This is a genomic window from Nitrospirillum bahiense (assembly GCF_007828025.1).
GTDB classification, from domain to species: domain Bacteria; phylum Pseudomonadota; class Alphaproteobacteria; order Azospirillales; family Azospirillaceae; genus Nitrospirillum; species Nitrospirillum amazonense.
The window spans coordinates 76,550-94,243 of sequence record NZ_VITO01000008.1 but is presented as its reverse complement, the minus strand read 5'-3'; the positions used below and the strand labels follow the sequence as shown (position 1 = coordinate 94,243).

Sequence of the window (17,694 nt, the reverse complement as noted above, 5' to 3'; positions counted from 1 at the left end):
CGCGCAGCTTAGCACACCGGCCGTGGCGGAGGGCAACCGGCCGCGCCCCTCATCCCCGGCGGGTCAGGCCGACGCCGCCCAGGGCCAGGGTGAAGCCGGCCAGCTGCAGCGGTGTCAGTGTTTCATGGAACAGGAAGAAGGCCTCCAGCGCCGCCAGCGGCGGGACCAGCAGCAGCAGCGCCGTGGCGCGCGTGGCCTCGCCATGGCGCACCATCCATACCAGCAGCGAGATGCCGATGACCGAAGGGCCCAGCACGGCCCAGGCCAGCGCCGTCCACAACACCGGGTGCGGATCCCAGTGCGGCGTGCCCACGGTCAGGAATAGCAGGCAGACCACACAAAGGGCGCCCAGGTTCTGCAGCGCGCCAGCCGGGCGCAAATCATCCCCCGCCACGGAGGATTTCTGCAGCAGCGTGCCGATGGTGATGGACAGAACGCTGAGCACGGCCAAGGCGGCCCCCAGCGGCGGCAGGCCACCCGACCCCGCCCCGGCTGCCGCGTGCAGGGCCAGCTTCGGCGCCAGCACGCAGGCGACGCCGGCGAAGCCGATGGCCAAGCCCAGCCAGGCCAGGCGGCTGAGCCGCTGGCGGAATACCAGAGTGGTGATGAGGGCGGTGAACAGGGGCTGCAAGGCACCCATCAGCGCCATGATGCCGGCGGCCAGCCCCTGGGCGATGGCCCAGTAGGAGAAGCCGATATAGACGCCCTGCATCAGGGCACCGGCCAGCAGGTGCAGGCCCGCCGCCCGGCCACGCGGCCAGGAAACGCCGGCCGTCAGCGTGGCGCCGGTGAAGAGCAGCGCCGTCAGGCCGAAGCGCGCCACCAGGAACAGCTGCACGTCGGCATAGGGCAGCACCGCCCGTCCCACCAGAAAGCCGGTGGACCAGATGAGGATGAACAGCCAGGGGGCGCCCCACCCCAGCAGGCGGTCCCGAAGGGCGGCGGACCCGGCACTCCTCACGGCAAAGCCGCCGCCAGGGCGCGGATATGGTCGGGCCCGATGCCGCAACAGCCCCCGACGATGGCGGCGCCGGCATCTACCCAGCGCCATGCCCAGTCCAGGTAGCTGGCGGGCGTCAGGTCGGCGCGCAGCTCATCCAGGCCGTCGTTGGCGGTGGCATTCTTGGGCTGTGGGGGGAAGGCGTTGGCGTACACGCCCAAAGACAGCGGCGCGCCAGCGGCGGCGGTCCGGGCGGCAACCAGCGCCGGCCCCATGACCTCGGGCTGGCTGCAATTGAACAGCAGGGCGGCGGCCCCCAGGGCCAGCGCCGCCTCGGTGGCCTGGGCCACTGCCTCGCCCCCGCGCAGGCGAGGATGAATGGCCGCGTCGGCCGCCTCATCCTCCAGTGTGAAGGACAGCCATAGCGGCTTGGCATCATCCTTCCCCGAGGCGCCCCCCAAAGCCGCGCGCACGGCCCGCACCTCCGCCACCGCGCTTTGGGTTTCCGCCAGCCAAAGGTCGACGTGCGGCGCCAGGCCATCTACCAACGGGGCCAGCAGATCCGCCGCACGCGCCGCATCGAACAGGTCGGCGCGGTAGGAGCCGAACAGCGGCGGCAAGGATCCGGCGACGCGGGCCCCGCCCTTGGCGTCCGCCGCCTGCCGGGCCAGCCGTCCGGCAAGGGAGGCCAGGGCCCCGCCCTGCGCAGCAAACCTTTCCTCCCCGATATGGAAGGGCACCAGGGCATAGCTGTTGCTGGTGATGATGTCGGCACCGGCATCCAGGAAGGCGTCATGGGCCCGGCGCACATAATCCGGCGCCTGGATCAGCGCCAGGGCCGACCATTCCGGCTGGCGGAAGGGCGCGCCCATGCGCTGCAATTCCCGTCCCATGCCACCGTCCAGCAGGATCGTGCGCCGTCCCATCCAACCCCTCCCTCATTCAACCTGTCGCCGTCACACCCCGTCCAGCGCCAGCACGGCGAAGCTGGCCAGCCAATGTTCGCCCATGTAGTCGGATTCCAGGTGCGGCAGGGCGTCCGCCAGGTGCACGTCGGCCGCCGCCCGCGCCCGCGCCGCCACAGGATCGGCCGGGTCCAGCTGGGCGGCGATGGCGCGCCAGCACCAGGCGCGGCTGAGGTTCAGGCCATCCAGGTGGGCGATGGTGCCGTCGCTGCGGTCGCTGACCGTGGCCGGGGTGAACAGGGTTTCCGGTTGGCCATCCGCCACGCCGGGCAGCAGGCGGGCGAACCAGGCGCGGAACTCCGCACGCGGCAGCACGGCGGCCATGGCGACGGCGGAGGTCAGCACCGGCGACAGGAAATCGGTGCCCGACGGTTCCCACACCTGGGCATCGGCATCACCGCCGTACCAGGCCTGGGCGGTCTGGGTGATGAGGTCGGCCAGGCCGTCGTCGCCCCGGCGGCGGGCATAGGCCATGGCCAGGGTCAGGGCGAAGGCGGTGTTGATGTGCAGGCCGGTGCGCACCGGGTACGTCGCCTTGGGCAGATAGGCCTTCAGCCGGCCCACGATCTCCGCCGTCAAGGGCGCCAGCGCGGTCGCCCAGGCGGCGCCGACGGCGCCCATGCCGGTGCGGCGCAGTTCGGCGGCCAGCAGCAGGTACCAGGCCCAGCCATAGGGCCGTTCGAAGGTGCCGGTGTTGGGCCGCTGGAAATAGGCCAGTTCGCCCGCGACCTTTTCCGGGGTGTAGCTGTCGGCGAACAGGGCCCGGATGCGGTCGGCCACCGGGCTGCCGGGAAACAGCCGCAGGGTGCGGGCCAGCAGCCAGTGGCCATGGACGCAGGAATGCCAGTCCAGGCTGCCGAAGAAGATGGGGTGCAGGGCGCGCGGTGTCCGCGCGTCTTCCGGCCCGTTCAGGAAATGGGTGATGACATTGGGGTATTCACGGGTGACGTGGCCCAGCGCGATCTCGGCGAACCGGACGGCGTGGGCCTCGCTGAGGCCGGGAAAAGCGGAATTGGTCATTTGGGGAAACCCAGGATTTGGATCAGCAGGGTGTTGGCCACCAGGACCAGCAGGGCCGTCGGCACCTGCGCCCGGATGACCGCGTTGCGGTCCGGCAGCTCCAGCAGGGCGGCCGGGACGATGTTGAAGTTGGCGGCCATGGGCGTCATCAGCGTGCCGCAGAAGCCCGACAGCATGCCGATGGCGGAGATGACGGCGGGGTCGCCGCCGAAGCGGCCCACCAGCAGCGGCAGGGCGATGCCCGAGGTCATGACCGGAAAGGCGGCGAAGGCGTTGCCCATCAGGATGGTCAGCAGCGCCATGCCGCCGGTGTAGGCGCAGACCAGGGGGAAGCGGTGGTCCAGGGTCAGGTACTGGCCCACCAGCGCGGCGACGGCGTCACCCACCTTGGCCAGCGCGAAGATGCCGCCCAGGGCCGCCAGCACCTGCGGCAGGATGGCGGCCCAGCCCACGAGTTCCACCAGGCGCCGGGCGTCACGCAGGGGGGTGCCCAAGCGCTGCCGGGTGTACAGGACGGTGGCCGCCAGCGCCGCCACGATGCCCAGCGCCAACCAGATCAGCGTGCCCTGCTTGGGGTCCACCAGCGGCCGGCCGTTCCAGGTCAGGGCCGGGCCCCAGATCGTGCCAGCCAGGGCGATGACGGGCGGCAGGAACAGGACGGGGAACAGCCAATAGCCCCAACGCCGGGCCTGTTCCTCGCGCGCCTCGCGCGGGGCGCAGGCCTCCATCCCCCGTCCCATGAGGCCGAAGCCACCCAGGACGGCCAAGGCCAGCACCAGGATGCCGTTGGCGAGATCCCCCAGGGTATCGCCCGCCAGGAAGCTGAGCGCCAGCAGGGCCCAGAACAGGCCGGCACCCAGGCGCCGGGGATTGCCGGCGTCCCGCGCCGAGCGCCAGGCGATGGCGGCGAACATCAGGCCGGCCAGGTCATAGGCGACGCTGATGCCGATCATGACGCCACCGCCCCTTTTGCGGCCTTCAGCCGGCGGTCCAGCAGCAGCAGGCGGGCGCCGTGGATCACCACGGCCACGAGGGCGGTGGGGATGGCCCAGACCGAAACGTCCAGGGGACTGACCTCGATGCCATTGGCGGCCAGGTAGCCCTTGATCAGGATGACGGAGCCGATGGCGACGAAAATGTCCTCGCTGAAGAATAGGGCGATGTTCTCCGCCGCCGCCGCGTGGGCCCGCACCAGCGTGCGCTCCGCCGGGGCCAGGGGGCGGCCCAGGTTTTCCTCCGCCACCGCCTCGCCCATGGGGGCCAGCACGGGGCGCACCATCTGGGCATGGCCGCTGAGGTCCTTGGCCCCCAGGGCCGCCAGCGCCTGGCGCAGGACGAAGAACACCAGATAGGTGCGCCCCACCGTCGCGGCCTTGAGCCCACCGATCAGGCGCTGCGCCTGCACCTGGATGCCCAGGCGTTCCAGCAGGCCGATCAGGGGCAGGAACAGGTAGACCAGGCAAATGTAGCGGTTGGCGTTGAACAGGCGGCCGAAGGCGGCGACGATCTCAAGCACGCCCATGCCCGCGGCAAGGCCGGTGCCGAAGGCCGCCGCCACCGCCACCAGCAGCGGGTTCAGGCGGGCGGCGAAGCCGGCGGCGACAATGGCGATGCCGACCAGGCTGAGCATCAGGCGTCGCCCTCGCCCGCCTTGCCATAGCCGCCGCCGAAGCCGCCTCCCCCTGGCGTCTTCACCAGGATGGCGTCGCCTGGGTTCATGGCCACGGTATCGGTGGCGGCCAGCACCTGGACCGTGCCGTCGGCCCGGTGCACCTCCGTCACCCCCGGCGCCCCCGCGCCGCCGCCGTCCAGGCCGAAGGGCGGCACGCGGCGGCGGTTGGACAGGATGGCGGCGGTCATGGGCGCGCGGAAGCGGATCAGCCGCTCCACCCCATCACCGCCGCGATGGCGCCCCGACCCGCCGGAGCCGCGGCGGATGCCGAAGCGCTCCACCAGCACGGGGTAGCGCACCTCCATCACCTCGGGATCGGTCAGGCGGCTGTTGGTCATGTGCGTCTGCACCGCACTGGTGCCGTCGAAATCGGCCCCCGCGCCAGAGCCGCCGCAGATGGTCTCGTAATATTGGCGGGCGTCGTCGCCGAAGGTGAAGTTGTTCATGGTGCCCTGGGCACCGGCCATGACGCCCAGCGCGCCGTAGAGCGCGTCCACCACCACCTGGCTGGTCTCCACATTCCCGGCCACCACCGCCGCCGGATAGGCGGGGTTCAGCAGGCAGCCGGGCGGTACCTTCAGCACGATGGGCTTCAGGCACCCCTCATTCATCGGGATCTCGTCATCCACCAGGGTGCGGAAGACGTAGAGCACGGCGGCGCGGCAGACGCTGAGCGGCGCGTTGAAGTTGGTCTCCAGCTGCGGGCTGGTGCCGGTGAAGTCCACCAGCGCCTGGCGCGTCCGCCGGTCCACGGTGACGGCCACCTGGATGACGGCGCCGTTGTCCATCTCGTACGTGAAAGTGCCGTCCTTCAGCACGTCGATGACGCGGCGCACCGCCTCCTCGGCGTTGTCCTGCATGTGGGCCATGTAAGCCTCGACCACGTCGCGGCCGAACTGCGCCACCATGGCCGCCATCTCCTCCGCCCCCTTGGCGCAGGCGGCCACCTGGGCGCGCAGGTCGCCGATGTTCTGGTCGGGATTGCGGGCGGGATAGCGGCCGCTCGCCAGCAGGGCCCGCGTCTCGTCCTCCAAGAAACGACCACCCTCCACCAGCAGGAAGTTGTCGATCAGCACGCCCTCGTCCTCCACGGTGCGGCTGTCGGGCGGCATGGAGCCGGGGGTGATGCCGCCGATGTCGCCCTGGTGGCCCCGCGCGGCGACGAAGACCAGCAGGCTGCCGTCGTTGTCGAACACCGGCATGACCACGGTGACGTCGGGCAGGTGGGTGCCGCCGTTGTAAGGCGCGTTCAGCATGTAGACGTCGCCGGGCCGCATGCCCCGGCCATCCTTGGACCGCGCCTCGACGATGGCCCGCACGCTGTCACCCATGGAGCCCAGGTGCACCGGCATGTGCGGGGCGTTGGCGATCAGCCCGCCGTTACGGTCGAACAGGGCGCAGGAGAAATCCAGCCGTTCCTTGATGTTGACCGAATAGGCGGTGTTCTGCAGGGCGTAGCCCATCTGCTCCGCCACCGCCGTGAACAGGTTGTTGAACACCTCCAGCATCACCGGATCCACGGTGGTGCCGATGGCGGTGCGGGGCGCCAGGGCCACCACCCGTTCCAAGACCAGGTTGGCATGGCCGTCCACCCGGGCGCGCCAGCCGGGCTCGATCACCGTGGTGGCCGTGGCTTCGCGGATCAGGGCGGGGCCGTTCACCTCATGACCGGGCGCCAGGTCGGCGCGGTCATAGACAGGAGTGCCGGCCTCGGCACCCGCCATATAGGTGCGGACCTCGGCCAAGGGCCGTGGTGCGCCGGTGGCCGCGTCCCCCGCCGCGGCCGTGATGCTGCCCCGGCCGGGATGGCCGATGGCCTCGGCCGCCAGGGCCTCCACCACCACGGCCTTGCCCGGGGCGGTGAAGCCGAAGCGGCGCTGGTGGGCGTCGGCGAAGGCGGCGGCCAATGCCGCGGCGTCCCCGAATGGCACGGCCAGGCTGGTGTCGGTGCCGGCGTACTTCAGCCGGGCGGTCAGTTCGACCTCCACCTGCGCGACGGGCACATCCTGGGCGGTCAGCGCCGCCTTGGCCTCCCGCGCCAGGGCGTCGGCCGGTGTGGTGAGATCCAGGCCCGCCGACAGCGGCTGTTCCACCGTGCGGTCGCGGATGACGCGGAGGTCGGCCAGGCCCATGCCATAGGCCGACAGCACCCCGGCGAAGGGATGGATCATCACCCGCTTCATACCCAGGGCGTCGGCCACCAGGCAGGCGTGCTGCCCCCCGGCGCCGCCGAAGCAGGCCAGCGTGTACTGGGCCACGTCATAGCCACGCTGGACGGAAATTTCCTTGATGGCCTTGGCCATCTTCTCCACCGCGATGGTGATGAACCCTTCCGCCAGCTGATAGGGCGTGCGTTCCTCCCCCGTGGCCGCCTTGACCTCGGCGGCCAAGGCGTGGAAACGGGCCGCGACGGCGTCCAGGTCCAGCGGCTGGTCGGCGCCGGGCCCGAAGACGTGGGGGAAGAAGGCCGGCTGGATCTTGCCCAGCATCAGGTTGCAGTCGGTGACGGCCAGGGGCCCGCCCCGGCGGTAGCAGATGGGGCCGGGCACCGCCCCCGCCGATTCCGGGCCGACGCGGAAGCGCGAACCGTCAAAGGTGCAGACGCTGCCGCCACCGGCCGCCACGGTGTGGATGTTCATCATGGGCGCGCACAGGCGCACACCGGCCACCATGGTCTCATACGTGCGTTCGTACGTGCCGGCGTAGTGGGACACATCCGTGGAGGTGCCGCCCATGTCGAAGCCGATGACCCTGTCGAACCCGGCCTCCACCGCCGTGCTGACCATGCCAACGATGCCGCCGGCCGGGCCGGACAGCACGGCGTCCTTGCCCTGGAAAAGCCGCGCGTCCACCAAGCCGCCGTTCGACTGCATGAACAGCAGCCGTGTATCACCCTCATCGTCCTTCAGCGCGCCCGATACCTGGTCGACGTAGCGTCGCAGCACCGGCGACAGATAGGCGTCCACCACCGTGGTGTCGCCCCGGCGCACCAGCTTGATCAGCCGGCTGGTCTCATGGCTGACCGACACCTGGGTGTAGCCGATGGCGCGGGCGATGGCGGCCACACGCCTTTCACGATCGTCGAAGCGGTAGCCGTGCATCAGCACGATGGCCACGGCGCGATAGCCGGCGTCATAGGCGGCCCGCAGGTCACGGCGGGTCGCCTGCTCATCCAGGGGCGTCAGGATGGCGCCGTCGGCGTCCACCCGCTCCGCCACCTCGACCACGCGGGTGTAGAGGGCATCGGGCAGGCTGATGTGACGGTCGAACAGGCGCGGGCGCGCCTGATAGCCGATGCGCAAGGCATCGGCATGGCCCCGGGTGATGGCCAGCACCAGGGGCTCGCCCTTGCGCTCCAGCAGGGCGTTGGTGGCGACGGTGGTGCCGATCTTCACAGCATCGATGTCGGCGGGGAAGTCGGAATGGTCCGCCAGCAGGGCGCGGATGCCGGCGACCGCCGCATCCTGGTATTGCTCAGGATTTTCCGACAGCAGCTTGGCGGTCAGCAGCCGGCCGTCGGGCCGGCGGGCGACGACATCGGTGAAGGTGCCGCCGCGATCGACCCAGAATTCCCAGCCGGATCCGCCTGCCTCCGGACGCACTGCCGCCATGTCCCGTCTTTCTTGATGCCTGATACTGCCGGCGCCACCCTACATCGCGCCCGCCGTCCAGGCCAAGCCGGGCTTACTTCGCCCGCTGGGCCTTCTTGAAGACGCTGGGCGTGCCGACGTACAGCAGCACCGCTTCCTGGTCCGTGCGGTTTTCCACCGTGTGCTTCATGCGGGCATCGAAATGCATGCTGTCGCCGGCCTTCAGGGTGGTGCGGGTGTTGCCGGCCGTGGCATACAGCTCACCTGACAGGACGTAGCGGAAGTGTTCGCCGTTGCGGGTGTCCACCGGGAAGGTGTGCCCCGGCGGAATCCTCATCAGGATGATGTCCAGCTTGCGGTCATCCAGGTCCGACGCCAGGTCGATGTACTGGACGGGGCTGTCCACCTCGATGATGTTGGGCTTGGCGGCGCGGTGCACGATGGTGCCGGTGTTGGGCACCTGCATGAAAAAGGAGATGTCGACCTCCAGCGCCTCAGCCAGCGCCAGCAAGGACACCAGCGAGGGGACGCTGAGGTTGCGCTCCGCCTGGCTGATGAACGGCGCCGACAGGCCGGAGCGATCGGCCAGCTGCTGCAGCGTCAGGCCCATGTCCTTGCGACGCTTGCGGATTTGCTCCCCGATAGGCATGGACGGCTTTTTGGCCCGGGTACTCAAAATCTGCATTGGGACTCCTCGACCTTCCTCAACGGGCCGACACCAGGAGATACCCGGCCGCCCCCACCTCCTCCTGAAACGCTAGGCCCCACTCCGAAACCGTTGGATCGGTCCCGGCCTTTTTTTCACACGCGCACCGCCTGCCCAGGCACCCCACCCGCACCTGGCCCACCCGCACCTGTATGATGCGTTTGGGACCGGTCAAAAAATTTGAACCAGAAAATTTTGCGTTGCCACCATAGGATAATTTTGTTCCGTGTCCACCACCGGAACCTGGGGCCTGCATTGCGCAGAAGTCCACCGTCCCGGACACTTTATTGCGCACACCCCCGGCCTGCGCAGGGCCGGGGGTGCCAGTTCCATCAGCTGCGCGGGGTCAGCAAATCATCCAGGCGCGCCGGCGTGCCTTCCACCCGTTCCAGGTGCGGATAGCGCAGGCCGTCGTGGTAGTCGATGCGCACGATGCGGTAGCGGTCACCGTTCTTCACGATCAGCTCCACCGCCGGACCCTGGCCCTTGGCCGCCGTCACCGCCGCCTTCATGCGGTCGGCGTCATAGGCGACACCGTTGACCGCCACCACGCTGGTCCCCACGGTCAGGCCCGTCTTGAAGGCCGGGCCGTTCCACTGGACGCTGGTCAGCATGCCGGCCTTGTCCAGGGCCAGGCCCAGGGAATAGGTCAGGTTCAGGGAACCCGGCGCCTCGTTGGCGCGGCTGGCCTCGGACAGCGGCTGGTCGGTGTAAACCAGCTTGTAGCCGCCCCGCGCCAGGCCATCCATGGGGGCAGACTGGTGGGTGTCCAGGCGGGTGCGCAGGAAGGTCGCCCAGTCATAGGGCTCCACCTGGTTCAACGTCTTGACCACGTCGTCGAAGGTGTAGGTGGCCGGGACGTAGCTGCCGTCGTTGATGCCGAAGAAGGCCTTGGCGAAATCGTCGAGGCTGCGCTTGCCGCCCGACCGCTCGCGGATCAGGCTGTCGGCGTCCAGCCAGATCAGCTGGCCTTCGATGTAGTAATCCTCGGCACGCTGCCAGCTGATCCACGGCGCCGGGCGGCGCATGGCGACGATGGGGCCGTTGGTGGTGTCGGCCAGGTCGCGCCAGGCACGGCCCGCGCGGGTTTCCAGGGTGGCGGCCACGCCGGCCAGGTTGTCCAGCGCCTGCTGCCGGGTGGTCAGACCGGCGCGCGCGGCCAGCACCCAGCCCCAGAACTGCGTCTGGCCCTCATATACCCACAGGCCGCTGTCGCGCATGGGCACGTTGAAGTTGGGCGTCCACAGGTCCGCCGGGCGGCGGTATTTGCCGTTCCAGGAATGGGTGTATTCGTGCGACAGCAGCTCATGTCCCGCCGACTTGTTCCAGTCGGTGAAATAGGTGGGCGTGGTGCCGTTCTCACTGGAACGGTGATGCTCCAGGCCGATGTGGCCCAGCTTGTCGCTGAGCGCCAGCAGCATCTCGTAATGGTCGTAATGGCGGGCGCCGAACAGCTTGTCCGCCTGGACCACCAGGTTGCGGTGGAAGGCGATCTGGTCGGGCGTCGCCTCCAGTAACTCAGGCCGGTCGGCGACGATGTTCAGGTGCATGGGCGAGCGCCCGCCCGGGTCCAGATCCAGCCGGCGATAGTACCGCCCGGCGAACATGGGGCTGTCCACCAAGGTTTCGAAGGGCACGGTTTTGAAGGTGGTGACGCCGTCCTTGCCCGCCTCCTTGGCCACGTCCAGCGCCGTGCCAAAGCCCCAGCCCTCCGGCAGCTTCACGCTGGCCTCCACCGGGATGCGGCGGGTGAAGTAGCCAGCGGGATAGAGGGCCACCGCGTTCCACTGCACGTTCGTCATGTCGGGCGTTATGACGATGCGCCCCTGGTTGTCGGCGGTGGGGGAAACGAACTGGAATTCCATCTCCAGCGCCGTGGCACCCTTGGGCACGTCGACATGGAAGCCGTAGACCTCCACCGGGTCACGTTCCCATTCCACCCGCTGGCCATCGGCGGCCCCGCCCTTGGCATGGATGATCAGGCCGGCCAGCTTGTCGATGGCCCCGGTGGGGGAGTGATTGCCGGGCAGCCACTTCGGGTACAGTAGGGTCATGGGGCCGGGGCCCTTCACCGGCACCGATTCCTTCACCCAGAAAATGCGACGCTCGGTATCGGTGGCGTCGACCTGCAGCCGGATGGTGCCGGGATAGGCCACGTCCTGCGGCTCGGGTATGGGGGCCGCGGCGGGATAGGGCTGCGGCAGAACCTCATCAGCCCGGACCGGCACGGCCGACAGCGGGCTCATCAGGGCGGTACCGGCCGCCAGCAGGGCGGCCAGGGACAGGACGGAAGACTTCACGGACATCAAACCCCATCTTGTTGGCCCGCCCCGCGCAGGCATGTTGGCATGGGCCAAATCTTAGCTTAGCCCTTCAATTCATATGTAAAAATCTTGCATTGTTTCTTTAATAATTTGAACGGCGAAATTTTTGATACGCCCCGCCTCCGTGCCGGCGGCATCAGTCCAGCAGGCCGTCCAGGCTGGTTTCCACGTCGGCGTAACCTTTGCTGGCAAGGACGATGGGCCGCTCATCCCGCAAGCGGTCCTTATAGGTCGACTCGATGCGATCATCCGACCAGCCCCGGCGCCGATATTCCGCGTGAAAGCGCGCCCGGCGGCCCGCCTCGTCCGTGGCGACGTACAGGCGGCGCGTGGCCAGGGCCCGCCAGGCGGGCTGCGTCAGCGCGGGCACGCCCTCGACGATCAGGATGTCGTCCGGCCCCAGCACAACCTCCTCACGGCCGGGGTGGCTGGTCTGGGCCAGCACGTCATAGCGCGGCGGGGTGATGGCCGTGCCCCGGTCCACCACGGCGGCCAGCGCCTGGCCCGCCGCCTCCAGATCATAGCGGCCCAGGACGCCCACGCCCCGCCGGTCGTGGGATTTCAGCCAGCTATCCAGGCCCAGCACCACCGCCCGATGGCCCTGCTGCCCCAGGCGCAGCGACAGGCACTGCGCCAGCAGGCTCTTGCCCGCACGGGCCAGCCCACCGACCAGCACTACATCGCCCGGCCCAATGCCGGCGGCCAAGCCGTCGAGATGCGCCGACAGGCCAGGCCAGACGTCCAGGATGAAGCGCACGGCATCGGCCAGATCATCGACCACGACGTGCGGTTGGGCCGGGCTTTTGCCGTCGCGCCCGCCATGGCCGTCGCGCACCAGGATGCCGCCCATGCCGCAGGTTCGCGCCAGGCCCATGTCGCTGGAGCTGTCCCCGACCATCCACGACCGCGCGATGTCGATGTTCAGGTCGGCCGCCGCCGCGTGGACCATGCCCGGCTTGGGCTTGCGGCAATCGCAGCGGACCAGCAGCGACGGCACCCCGCCGGGCAGGGCGGGGTCGGGATGGTGCGGGCAGAAATAGATCCGGTCGACGTACGCCCGCTCGGCACCCAAGCCCGCTTCCAGGCGGGCATGGATGGCGTCCAGCGTTTCCAGGGTGCACAGACCCCGAGCCACCGCCGCCTGGTTGGTCACCACCGGCGTGCGGAAGCCAGCCCGGTTCAGCCGCGCCAGCGCGGGCGCGGCACTGGGGATCAGTTCCAGCGCCGCCACACCGTTGACGCTGCCCTTCTCCACGTTCAGCACGCCGTCGCGGTCCAGGAACACGGCGGGCTGGGGTGAACGCAGCGACAGGCGGTCGGGCAGGCCGGCGGCCACGTCGGCCCGCGCCTGATCCAGATCGTCCGCCGAGACGACGCGGCGGACATATTCCGGGCTGAGATGGCTTTGCACCGGGCGTCCCGCCCGCAACAGTCGATCCACCAGCGGCCGGCCCCACAGGTCGCCAGCGGCCAGCGCCCGCCGCTCCACCACGTAAGGGCCGGGCCATGCCTGGTTATGGAAATCACCCAGGTGCGGCGGGGCATGAACGCCCCGAACCCAGCCTTCCTCCGCCCTGTCGACCAGGTCGGCGTCCGCCATATTGTCGCTGGGCCGTAGCAGCAGGGTGGCGTCCGCACCTTGGCGGCGGTGATGGTCCAGCAGGCGATCCAGGTCCACGTCCAGCAGGACGTCGCCGGGCAGGACCACCATGGTCCCGGCCTCCCCGGCCGCCTCCCCCGCCCTGGGCGCCACCCGCACCGCCAGGCCCCAGCGGACGCCATCGCCGCAGTACTGGGCGACGGCGGCAGAGCCGCTCAGCACCAGCACGTCGCGCAGGGCGGACCGGGCGATCATCGCCAGCTGCCGGCCCAGCAGGGGCGTACCGGCGATGTCGGTCAGGGCGGGAGTGTCGCCGTCGCCCGCAAGAATGACCACCTGGGCCAACTCCGTCCCCCATCTCTCACTCACCATCCGCCACCGGTGGGTTGCCACCATAGGAGGCGGGGGGCCGCCGGCGCAATAACCGCGACCGGCGGAACCGAACAGCCGCCTTGGCACTTCTGCTGGGGTTGTGGGCGGCCCACCCGGATCGCCCGACCCATTCCCGTCATGAGGAGTTGCCATCATGAGGACCCTGACCGGCAAGGCGGCCGCCGCCTCCGCCCTGTGCCTGATGCTGTTCACCCCCGCCGTCGCCACCCAGGCGTCGGCGCAAGACTCCGTGGGCGACAAGGCCAAGTCCATGGGCGAGAAGACCGGCGCCAATTCCGTGCTGGGCGTCACCCCACGCACGGAGGACTTCGTGAAAGAGGTCGCCATCGGCGACATGTTCGAAATCCAGTCCAGCGAGCTGGCACAGGAGAAGGGCGACGCGGCCACCAAGAGCTTCGCCGCCCAGATGATCGAGGCGCACAAGAAGACTTCGGCCGAACTGAAGACCATCGTCACCGGCGGCACCGTGCAGGCCACCATCCCCACCGCCCTGGACAGCGCCCACCAGAAGAAGCTGGACAAGCTGAAGGGCCTGAGCGGCGCCGACTTCGTGAAGCAGTACCGTGAGGACCAGGTCAGCGCCCACAAGGACGCCGACAGCGCCTTCCAGCGCTATGCCAAGGGCGGCGAAAACGCGGCCCTGAAGGACTGGGCCGCCAAGACAGAACCGACCATCGCCTCGCATCTGGAAATGGCCAAGACCCTGGACAAGACGAAGTAAATCCCGGGACCACGGGCAAAAGAGGGGCGGTCGCGATGGGCCGCCCCTTTTTTCACCCCATCGCCGCCACCAGAAGGCTGGCGGTGGCGGGGTTGCAGGCGAAGGGCAGGTCGGCCAGCGTCGCCAGGCGCAGCAGGGCCTTCACGTCCACATCGTGCGGCAGGGTGCCCAGCGGGTCGACGAAGAAGATCATGATGTCGAGCTTACCCTCGACGATCATGGCGCCGATCTGCTGATCGCCGCCCAGCGGGCCGCTGCGCAGGCGGATCATGTCCAGGCCGTCGATGACCTCCGCCACCCGGGTGCCGGTGGAGGAGGTGGCATAGATCTTTCCCGCCCGCAGGAAGTCGGCGTGGGCCAGGGCCCAGTCGACCATCGCCTGCTTCTTGCCGTCATGGGCGATCAGCCCGATGGCCAGGCGGCCGTCCTGTCGCATCGTCCGGACTCCGAAAGTCACGAGGCCGCGGCCTTGCCCTCGGCCTCTTCCCCCTGCGACAGCAGGTCCAGCGCCTCTTGCATCAGGTAGCGCATGGCGGCCTCCGCCCGGGGGGGATCGCCGGCCAGGATGGCCTCGGCCACGGCGTTGTGGTCGGCCACGCTGGCCAGGCGCACGCCCTTATATTGGTTGGTGCGCCGGATGCTGAAACGCAGGGCGGTGTCGATCAGTTCCCGCAGCTGCAGGTAAAAGCGGTTGCCGCTGGCCTTCAGGATGGCGACGTGGAAGTTGATATCCGTGGTCAGGGGGTCATCCTCCCCCCGCTCTGCCGCGTACATGCGGTCGATGGCCACCTTGATGGCGGCCTTCTCCGCCGGTGTCGCCCGGGCGGCCGCCAGCTGGGCCGCAAGCGGTTCCACGGCCAGGCGGATTTCGGTGAATTCCGCCAGCAGGGGCAGGGAGAACTTGCGCTCCAGAATCCAGCGGAGGACGTCAGGGTCCAGCAGGCTCCAGCTTTCCTCGGGCTCCACCCAGGTCCCCTGGCGGGGGCGGGCGCGCAGCAGACCCTTGGCCGTCAGCATCTTCACCGCCTCGCGCAGCACGCTGCGGCTGGCGCCGTAATGCTTGCAGAGGTCGGCCTCGATGGGGAAGGGCTTGTCGGCGCTGTAGGTCCCGGTAACGATCGCGGCCCCCAGATCCTGGACGATGGCGAACGTCAGGTTTTGGCCGCGAAACTTGGCAATCATCCCTTCCCCCACATTATTCCTCACAACTACTTATATCCCTGCCGAGGCCAATTTGAACGCACTATCGACCAAGCCGCGCACGCCAATGGTACCGATATCATATACGAACAGGGTGCCCGCGTTGGGATCGGCCGCGATCTCGGCCGCCGTCATGCCTTCGCGCGCCGTGGTCACGAACAGCAGGGTCAGGTCCGGCCCGCCAAAGGCGACGCAGCTGACGCGGGCCGTGGGCACGGGGATGACGCCGGAAACGCTTCCATCCGGGGCGTAGCGCACCACCTGCGACGCCCCCCACTGCGCGCTCCACAGGTGGCCGGCGGCGTCGATATTGGCGCCGTCGGGGTAGGCCCCCTCTTCCGTCGTCACGAAAACGCGTTCATTCGACGGCGTGCCGGTGGCCGGATCGTAATCGAAGGCGCGAATCCGGCGGGTGGGGCCGTCGGTGTAGTACATGCGCGTGCCGTCCGGGCTCCAGCACAGGCTGTTGGAGATGAGGGCGCCGTGCACCAGGGGCGTGGCCCGGTCCCGCCCGTCCAGGCGGTAGAGCGCGCCGGCCAGCGACCTGGCCGCCCGCGCCGCCTCATCCTCCACCATCGTGCCGGCCCAGAAGCGGCCCTGGCGGTCCACCCGGCCGTCGTTGAAGCGGACGCCGGCGGGCAGGTCCTGCCGCGCCAGCCATTCCACCGCCCCGCTGCGTGGCGTGAAGAGGGCGAAACCGCTTTCGAAGGCCACCACCAGGCGGCCGGCGTCACCCTCGATCAGGCCGAAGGAGCAGACGCGTTCCGGGGCCGCGAAGGTTTCCACCGCGCGGCTGGCCCAGTTGAGCCGGTGCAGACGGCGTTCGTGGATGTCCGTCCACCACAGCGACTGGTCGCGTTCATCCCAGGTGACCCCTTCGCCCAGGGTGTTGCCCAGGGCGAAGGTGGCAACCAGCGGGGCATCGAGCACCGGATGGGCGTTCGGCGGACGGGCGTTCGTCATTTTACCACCAGGTGATGTAGAGGGCGGACAGGACGACCAGCACCACCAGGGCCGCGATGTTGAAGCCGGTGGTGGTGGAATAGTCGATGCCCTTCAGCTTGACCTTGATCTGGCCCGGGATGGCGGCCGGGGCCGCCAGCGACACCAGCACCGCGCCGGCCAGGCACAGCAAGAACACGACGCCCACGCGGTCCATGAAGGGCAGCGCCGGCAGCCAGATCTTGAAGGCCAGCGACAGCACGGCGGAACCGATGGCGGCCGTCAGCGCGCCGGCGGCGCTGGCGCGGGCCCAGAACATGCCCAGCAGGAAGATGACGCAGATGCCGGGCGTGAAGAAGCCGGTGAATTCCTGAATGTACTGGAAGGCTTGGTCGAAGTTGCCCAGCAGGGGCTTCGCCACCACGATGCCGATCAGCACAGCCACCACGCTGACGATGCGGCCCACGGCCACCAGGTGGTGCTGGGACGCGTTCGTCTTGATGTGGGCGTAGAGGTCCAGGGTAAAGATGGTGGCCACGCTGTTGATCTTGGACGCCAGCGACGCGACGATGGCCGCGACCAGGGCCGCGAACACCAGGCCCTTCAGGCCCACGGGCAGCATCTTCATCAGTTCCGGGTAGGCCTGGTCGGGCACCGGCAGGTTGGGGATCAGCATCACGGCGGCCAGGCCCGGCAGCACGATGATGACCGGCATCAGCAGCTTCAGAAAGGCGGCGAACACCACGCCGCGCTGCGCCTCGCGCACCGACTTGGCGGCCAGGGCGCGCTGGATGATGTACTGGTTGAAGCCCCAGTAGGAGACGTTCATGACCCACAGGCCGCCCACCAGGACGGAGATGCCGGGCAGATCCTTGTAGAAGGGGCTGTCCTTGGTCAGGATCAGCTTGAACTTCTCGGGCACGTTGGCCGCCAACTGGTGGAAGCCGGCCACCACGCCCTGGCCGTCCGCGATCTGGTTCAGGGCCAGGTAGCTGATGATCAGCCCGCCCATGACCAGCAGGCCCACCTGAACGATGTCGGTCAGCGCCACCGCCTTCAGCCCGCCGAACAGGGAATAGGCGCAGGCGAACAGGCCCAGCGCGATCAGGGCGTACATCTGGTCCACCCCCGCCACCGCGTGCACGGCGATGGAGCCCAGCCACAGGATGGAGGCCAGGTTGACGAAGACGTAGACACCCAGCCAGAACACGGCCAGCGTCAGGCGCACGCTGGGACCGTACCGCTGCTCCAGGAACTGGGGCATGGTGTAGATCTGGTTTTCCAGGAAGATGGGCAGGAAGTACTTGCCCACGATGATCAGGGTCAGCGCCGCCATCCACTCATAGCAGGAGATGGCGAGGCCGATGGCGTAGCCGGAGCCCGCCATGCCGATGATCTGCTCCGCCGAGATGTTGGCGGCGATGAGGGAGGCGCCGATGGCCCACCAGGGCAGCGACCGGCCGGCCAGGAAATAATCCTTGGCGTTCTTCTCATGGCCGACCTTTTCCCGCGACACCCACTGGGCCAGCAGGAAAATGAACACGGCGTAGAACCCCAGCACCGCGATATCAAGCGTCGCCAAACCCATCGGCGTACCCCCCTTATGTTATTTGGCCTTTCA

Annotated in this window: 14 protein-coding genes; 1 reads left to right on the top strand and 13 read right to left on the bottom strand. The window is 69.0% G+C overall.

Annotated elements, in window-relative coordinates:
• Positions 1-49: 49 nt before the first annotated feature.
• The 9 genes from FBZ88_RS13525 to FBZ88_RS30255 form a co-directional block, all read right to left on the bottom strand.
• Complete coding sequence (locus FBZ88_RS13525) at positions 50-961, bottom strand: DMT family transporter (protein ID WP_211102649.1); 912 nt, start codon at positions 959-961, stop codon at positions 50-52.
• The gene (locus FBZ88_RS13520; RefSeq protein ID WP_145617526.1) at positions 958-1,866 is read right to left on the bottom strand and encodes a homocysteine S-methyltransferase family protein; all 909 of its coding nucleotides are present in this window, start codon (positions 1,864-1,866) and stop codon (positions 958-960) included. Before FBZ88_RS13520 ends, FBZ88_RS13525 begins: the two co-directional genes overlap by 4 nt.
• A 30-nt stretch (positions 1,867-1,896) precedes the next feature.
• On the bottom strand, positions 1,897-2,925 hold the full coding sequence (locus tag FBZ88_RS13515) for a DUF2891 domain-containing protein (RefSeq protein WP_145617524.1): 1,029 nt from the start codon (positions 2,923-2,925) through the stop codon (positions 1,897-1,899).
• On the bottom strand, positions 2,922-3,878 hold the full coding sequence (locus tag FBZ88_RS13510) for a DUF979 domain-containing protein (RefSeq protein ID WP_186464385.1): 957 nt from the start codon (positions 3,876-3,878) through the stop codon (positions 2,922-2,924). The genes FBZ88_RS13515 and FBZ88_RS13510 overlap by 4 nt, the downstream gene beginning before the upstream one ends.
• Complete coding sequence (locus FBZ88_RS13505; RefSeq protein ID WP_145617522.1) at positions 3,875-4,555, bottom strand: DUF969 domain-containing protein; 681 nt, start codon at positions 4,553-4,555, stop codon at positions 3,875-3,877. The genes FBZ88_RS13510 and FBZ88_RS13505 overlap by 4 nt, the downstream gene beginning before the upstream one ends.
• On the bottom strand, positions 4,555-8,208 hold the full coding sequence (locus tag FBZ88_RS13500) for a hydantoinase B/oxoprolinase family protein (RefSeq protein WP_145617520.1): 3,654 nt from the start codon (positions 8,206-8,208) through the stop codon (positions 4,555-4,557). Before FBZ88_RS13500 ends, FBZ88_RS13505 begins: the two co-directional genes overlap by 1 nt.
• Before the next feature lie 73 nt (positions 8,209-8,281).
• On the bottom strand, positions 8,282-8,836 hold the full coding sequence (locus tag FBZ88_RS13495; RefSeq protein WP_246134552.1) for a helix-turn-helix domain-containing protein: 555 nt from the start codon (positions 8,834-8,836) through the stop codon (positions 8,282-8,284).
• Positions 8,837-9,225: 389 nt separating this feature from the next.
• Positions 9,226-11,199 carry a M61 family metallopeptidase gene (locus FBZ88_RS13490; RefSeq protein ID WP_186464384.1) on the bottom strand — a complete coding sequence of 658 codons (1,974 nt, stop codon included), beginning with the start codon at positions 11,197-11,199 and terminating at the stop codon, positions 9,226-9,228.
• 154 nt (positions 11,200-11,353) lie between these two features.
• Positions 11,354-13,153, bottom strand: a complete 1,800-nt coding sequence (locus FBZ88_RS30255) for an HAD-IIIA family hydrolase (RefSeq protein WP_186464383.1) — start codon at positions 13,151-13,153, stop codon at positions 11,354-11,356.
• A gap of 190 nt (positions 13,154-13,343) precedes the next feature.
• Here FBZ88_RS30255 and FBZ88_RS13475 point away from each other — a divergent pair, with 190 nt between their 5' ends.
• Complete coding sequence (locus FBZ88_RS13475; RefSeq protein WP_246138652.1) at positions 13,344-13,931, top strand: DUF4142 domain-containing protein; 588 nt, start codon at positions 13,344-13,346, stop codon at positions 13,929-13,931.
• Positions 13,932-13,983: 52 nt separating this feature from the next.
• On the opposite strand, the gene FBZ88_RS13470 is transcribed toward FBZ88_RS13475, so the two are convergent.
• From FBZ88_RS13470 to FBZ88_RS13455, 4 genes are read right to left on the bottom strand one after another with little or no spacing between them, the layout of a single operon-like run.
• The gene (locus FBZ88_RS13470; RefSeq protein WP_145617518.1) at positions 13,984-14,367 is read right to left on the bottom strand and encodes a methylglyoxal synthase; all 384 of its coding nucleotides are present in this window, start codon (positions 14,365-14,367) and stop codon (positions 13,984-13,986) included.
• A 17-nt stretch (positions 14,368-14,384) separates the two neighbouring features.
• Positions 14,385-15,113: a FadR/GntR family transcriptional regulator gene (locus FBZ88_RS13465; RefSeq protein WP_044562306.1), complete on the bottom strand. Its 729-nt coding sequence runs from the start codon at positions 15,111-15,113 to the stop codon at positions 14,385-14,387.
• A 30-nt stretch (positions 15,114-15,143) separates the two neighbouring features.
• A complete protein-coding gene (locus tag FBZ88_RS13460) occupies positions 15,144-16,094 on the bottom strand; it encodes an SMP-30/gluconolactonase/LRE family protein (RefSeq protein ID WP_145617515.1) in 951 nt (316 codons plus the stop codon).
• A gap of 1 nt (position 16,095) precedes the next feature.
• Positions 16,096-17,661, bottom strand: coding sequence for a sodium/sugar symporter (locus FBZ88_RS13455; RefSeq protein WP_145617513.1), 1,566 nt, complete (start codon positions 17,659-17,661; stop codon positions 16,096-16,098).
• Positions 17,662-17,694 lie beyond the last annotated feature (33 nt).

Bases quoted from the DNA above. Each gene is read 5' to 3' on its own strand.
- FBZ88_RS13520 (WP_145617526.1), bottom strand. From the start codon at position 1,866: ATGGGACGGCGCACGATCCTGCTGGACGGTGGCATGGGACGGGAATTG.
- FBZ88_RS13515 (WP_145617524.1), bottom strand. From the start codon at position 2,925: ATGACCAATTCCGCTTTTCCCGGCCTCAGCGAGGCCCACGCCGTCCGG.
- FBZ88_RS13510 (WP_186464385.1), bottom strand. From the start codon at position 3,878: ATGATCGGCATCAGCGTCGCCTATGACCTGGCCGGCCTGATGTTCGCC.
- FBZ88_RS13505 (WP_145617522.1), bottom strand. From the start codon at position 4,555: ATGCTCAGCCTGGTCGGCATCGCCATTGTCGCCGCCGGCTTCGCCGCC.
- FBZ88_RS13500 (WP_145617520.1), bottom strand. From the start codon at position 8,208: ATGGCGGCAGTGCGTCCGGAGGCAGGCGGATCCGGCTGGGAATTCTGG.
- FBZ88_RS13495 (WP_246134552.1), bottom strand. From the start codon at position 8,836: ATGCCTATCGGGGAGCAAATCCGCAAGCGTCGCAAGGACATGGGCCTG.
- FBZ88_RS13490 (WP_186464384.1), bottom strand. From the start codon at position 11,199: ATGTCCGTGAAGTCTTCCGTCCTGTCCCTGGCCGCCCTGCTGGCGGCC.
- FBZ88_RS13475 (WP_246138652.1), top strand. From the start codon at position 13,344: ATGAGGACCCTGACCGGCAAGGCGGCCGCCGCCTCCGCCCTGTGCCTG.
- FBZ88_RS13470 (WP_145617518.1), bottom strand. From the start codon at position 14,367: ATGCGACAGGACGGCCGCCTGGCCATCGGGCTGATCGCCCATGACGGC.
- FBZ88_RS13465 (WP_044562306.1), bottom strand. From the start codon at position 15,113: ATGATTGCCAAGTTTCGCGGCCAAAACCTGACGTTCGCCATCGTCCAG.
- FBZ88_RS13460 (WP_145617515.1), bottom strand. From the start codon at position 16,094: ATGACGAACGCCCGTCCGCCGAACGCCCATCCGGTGCTCGATGCCCCG.
- FBZ88_RS13455 (WP_145617513.1), bottom strand. From the start codon at position 17,661: ATGGGTTTGGCGACGCTTGATATCGCGGTGCTGGGGTTCTACGCCGTG.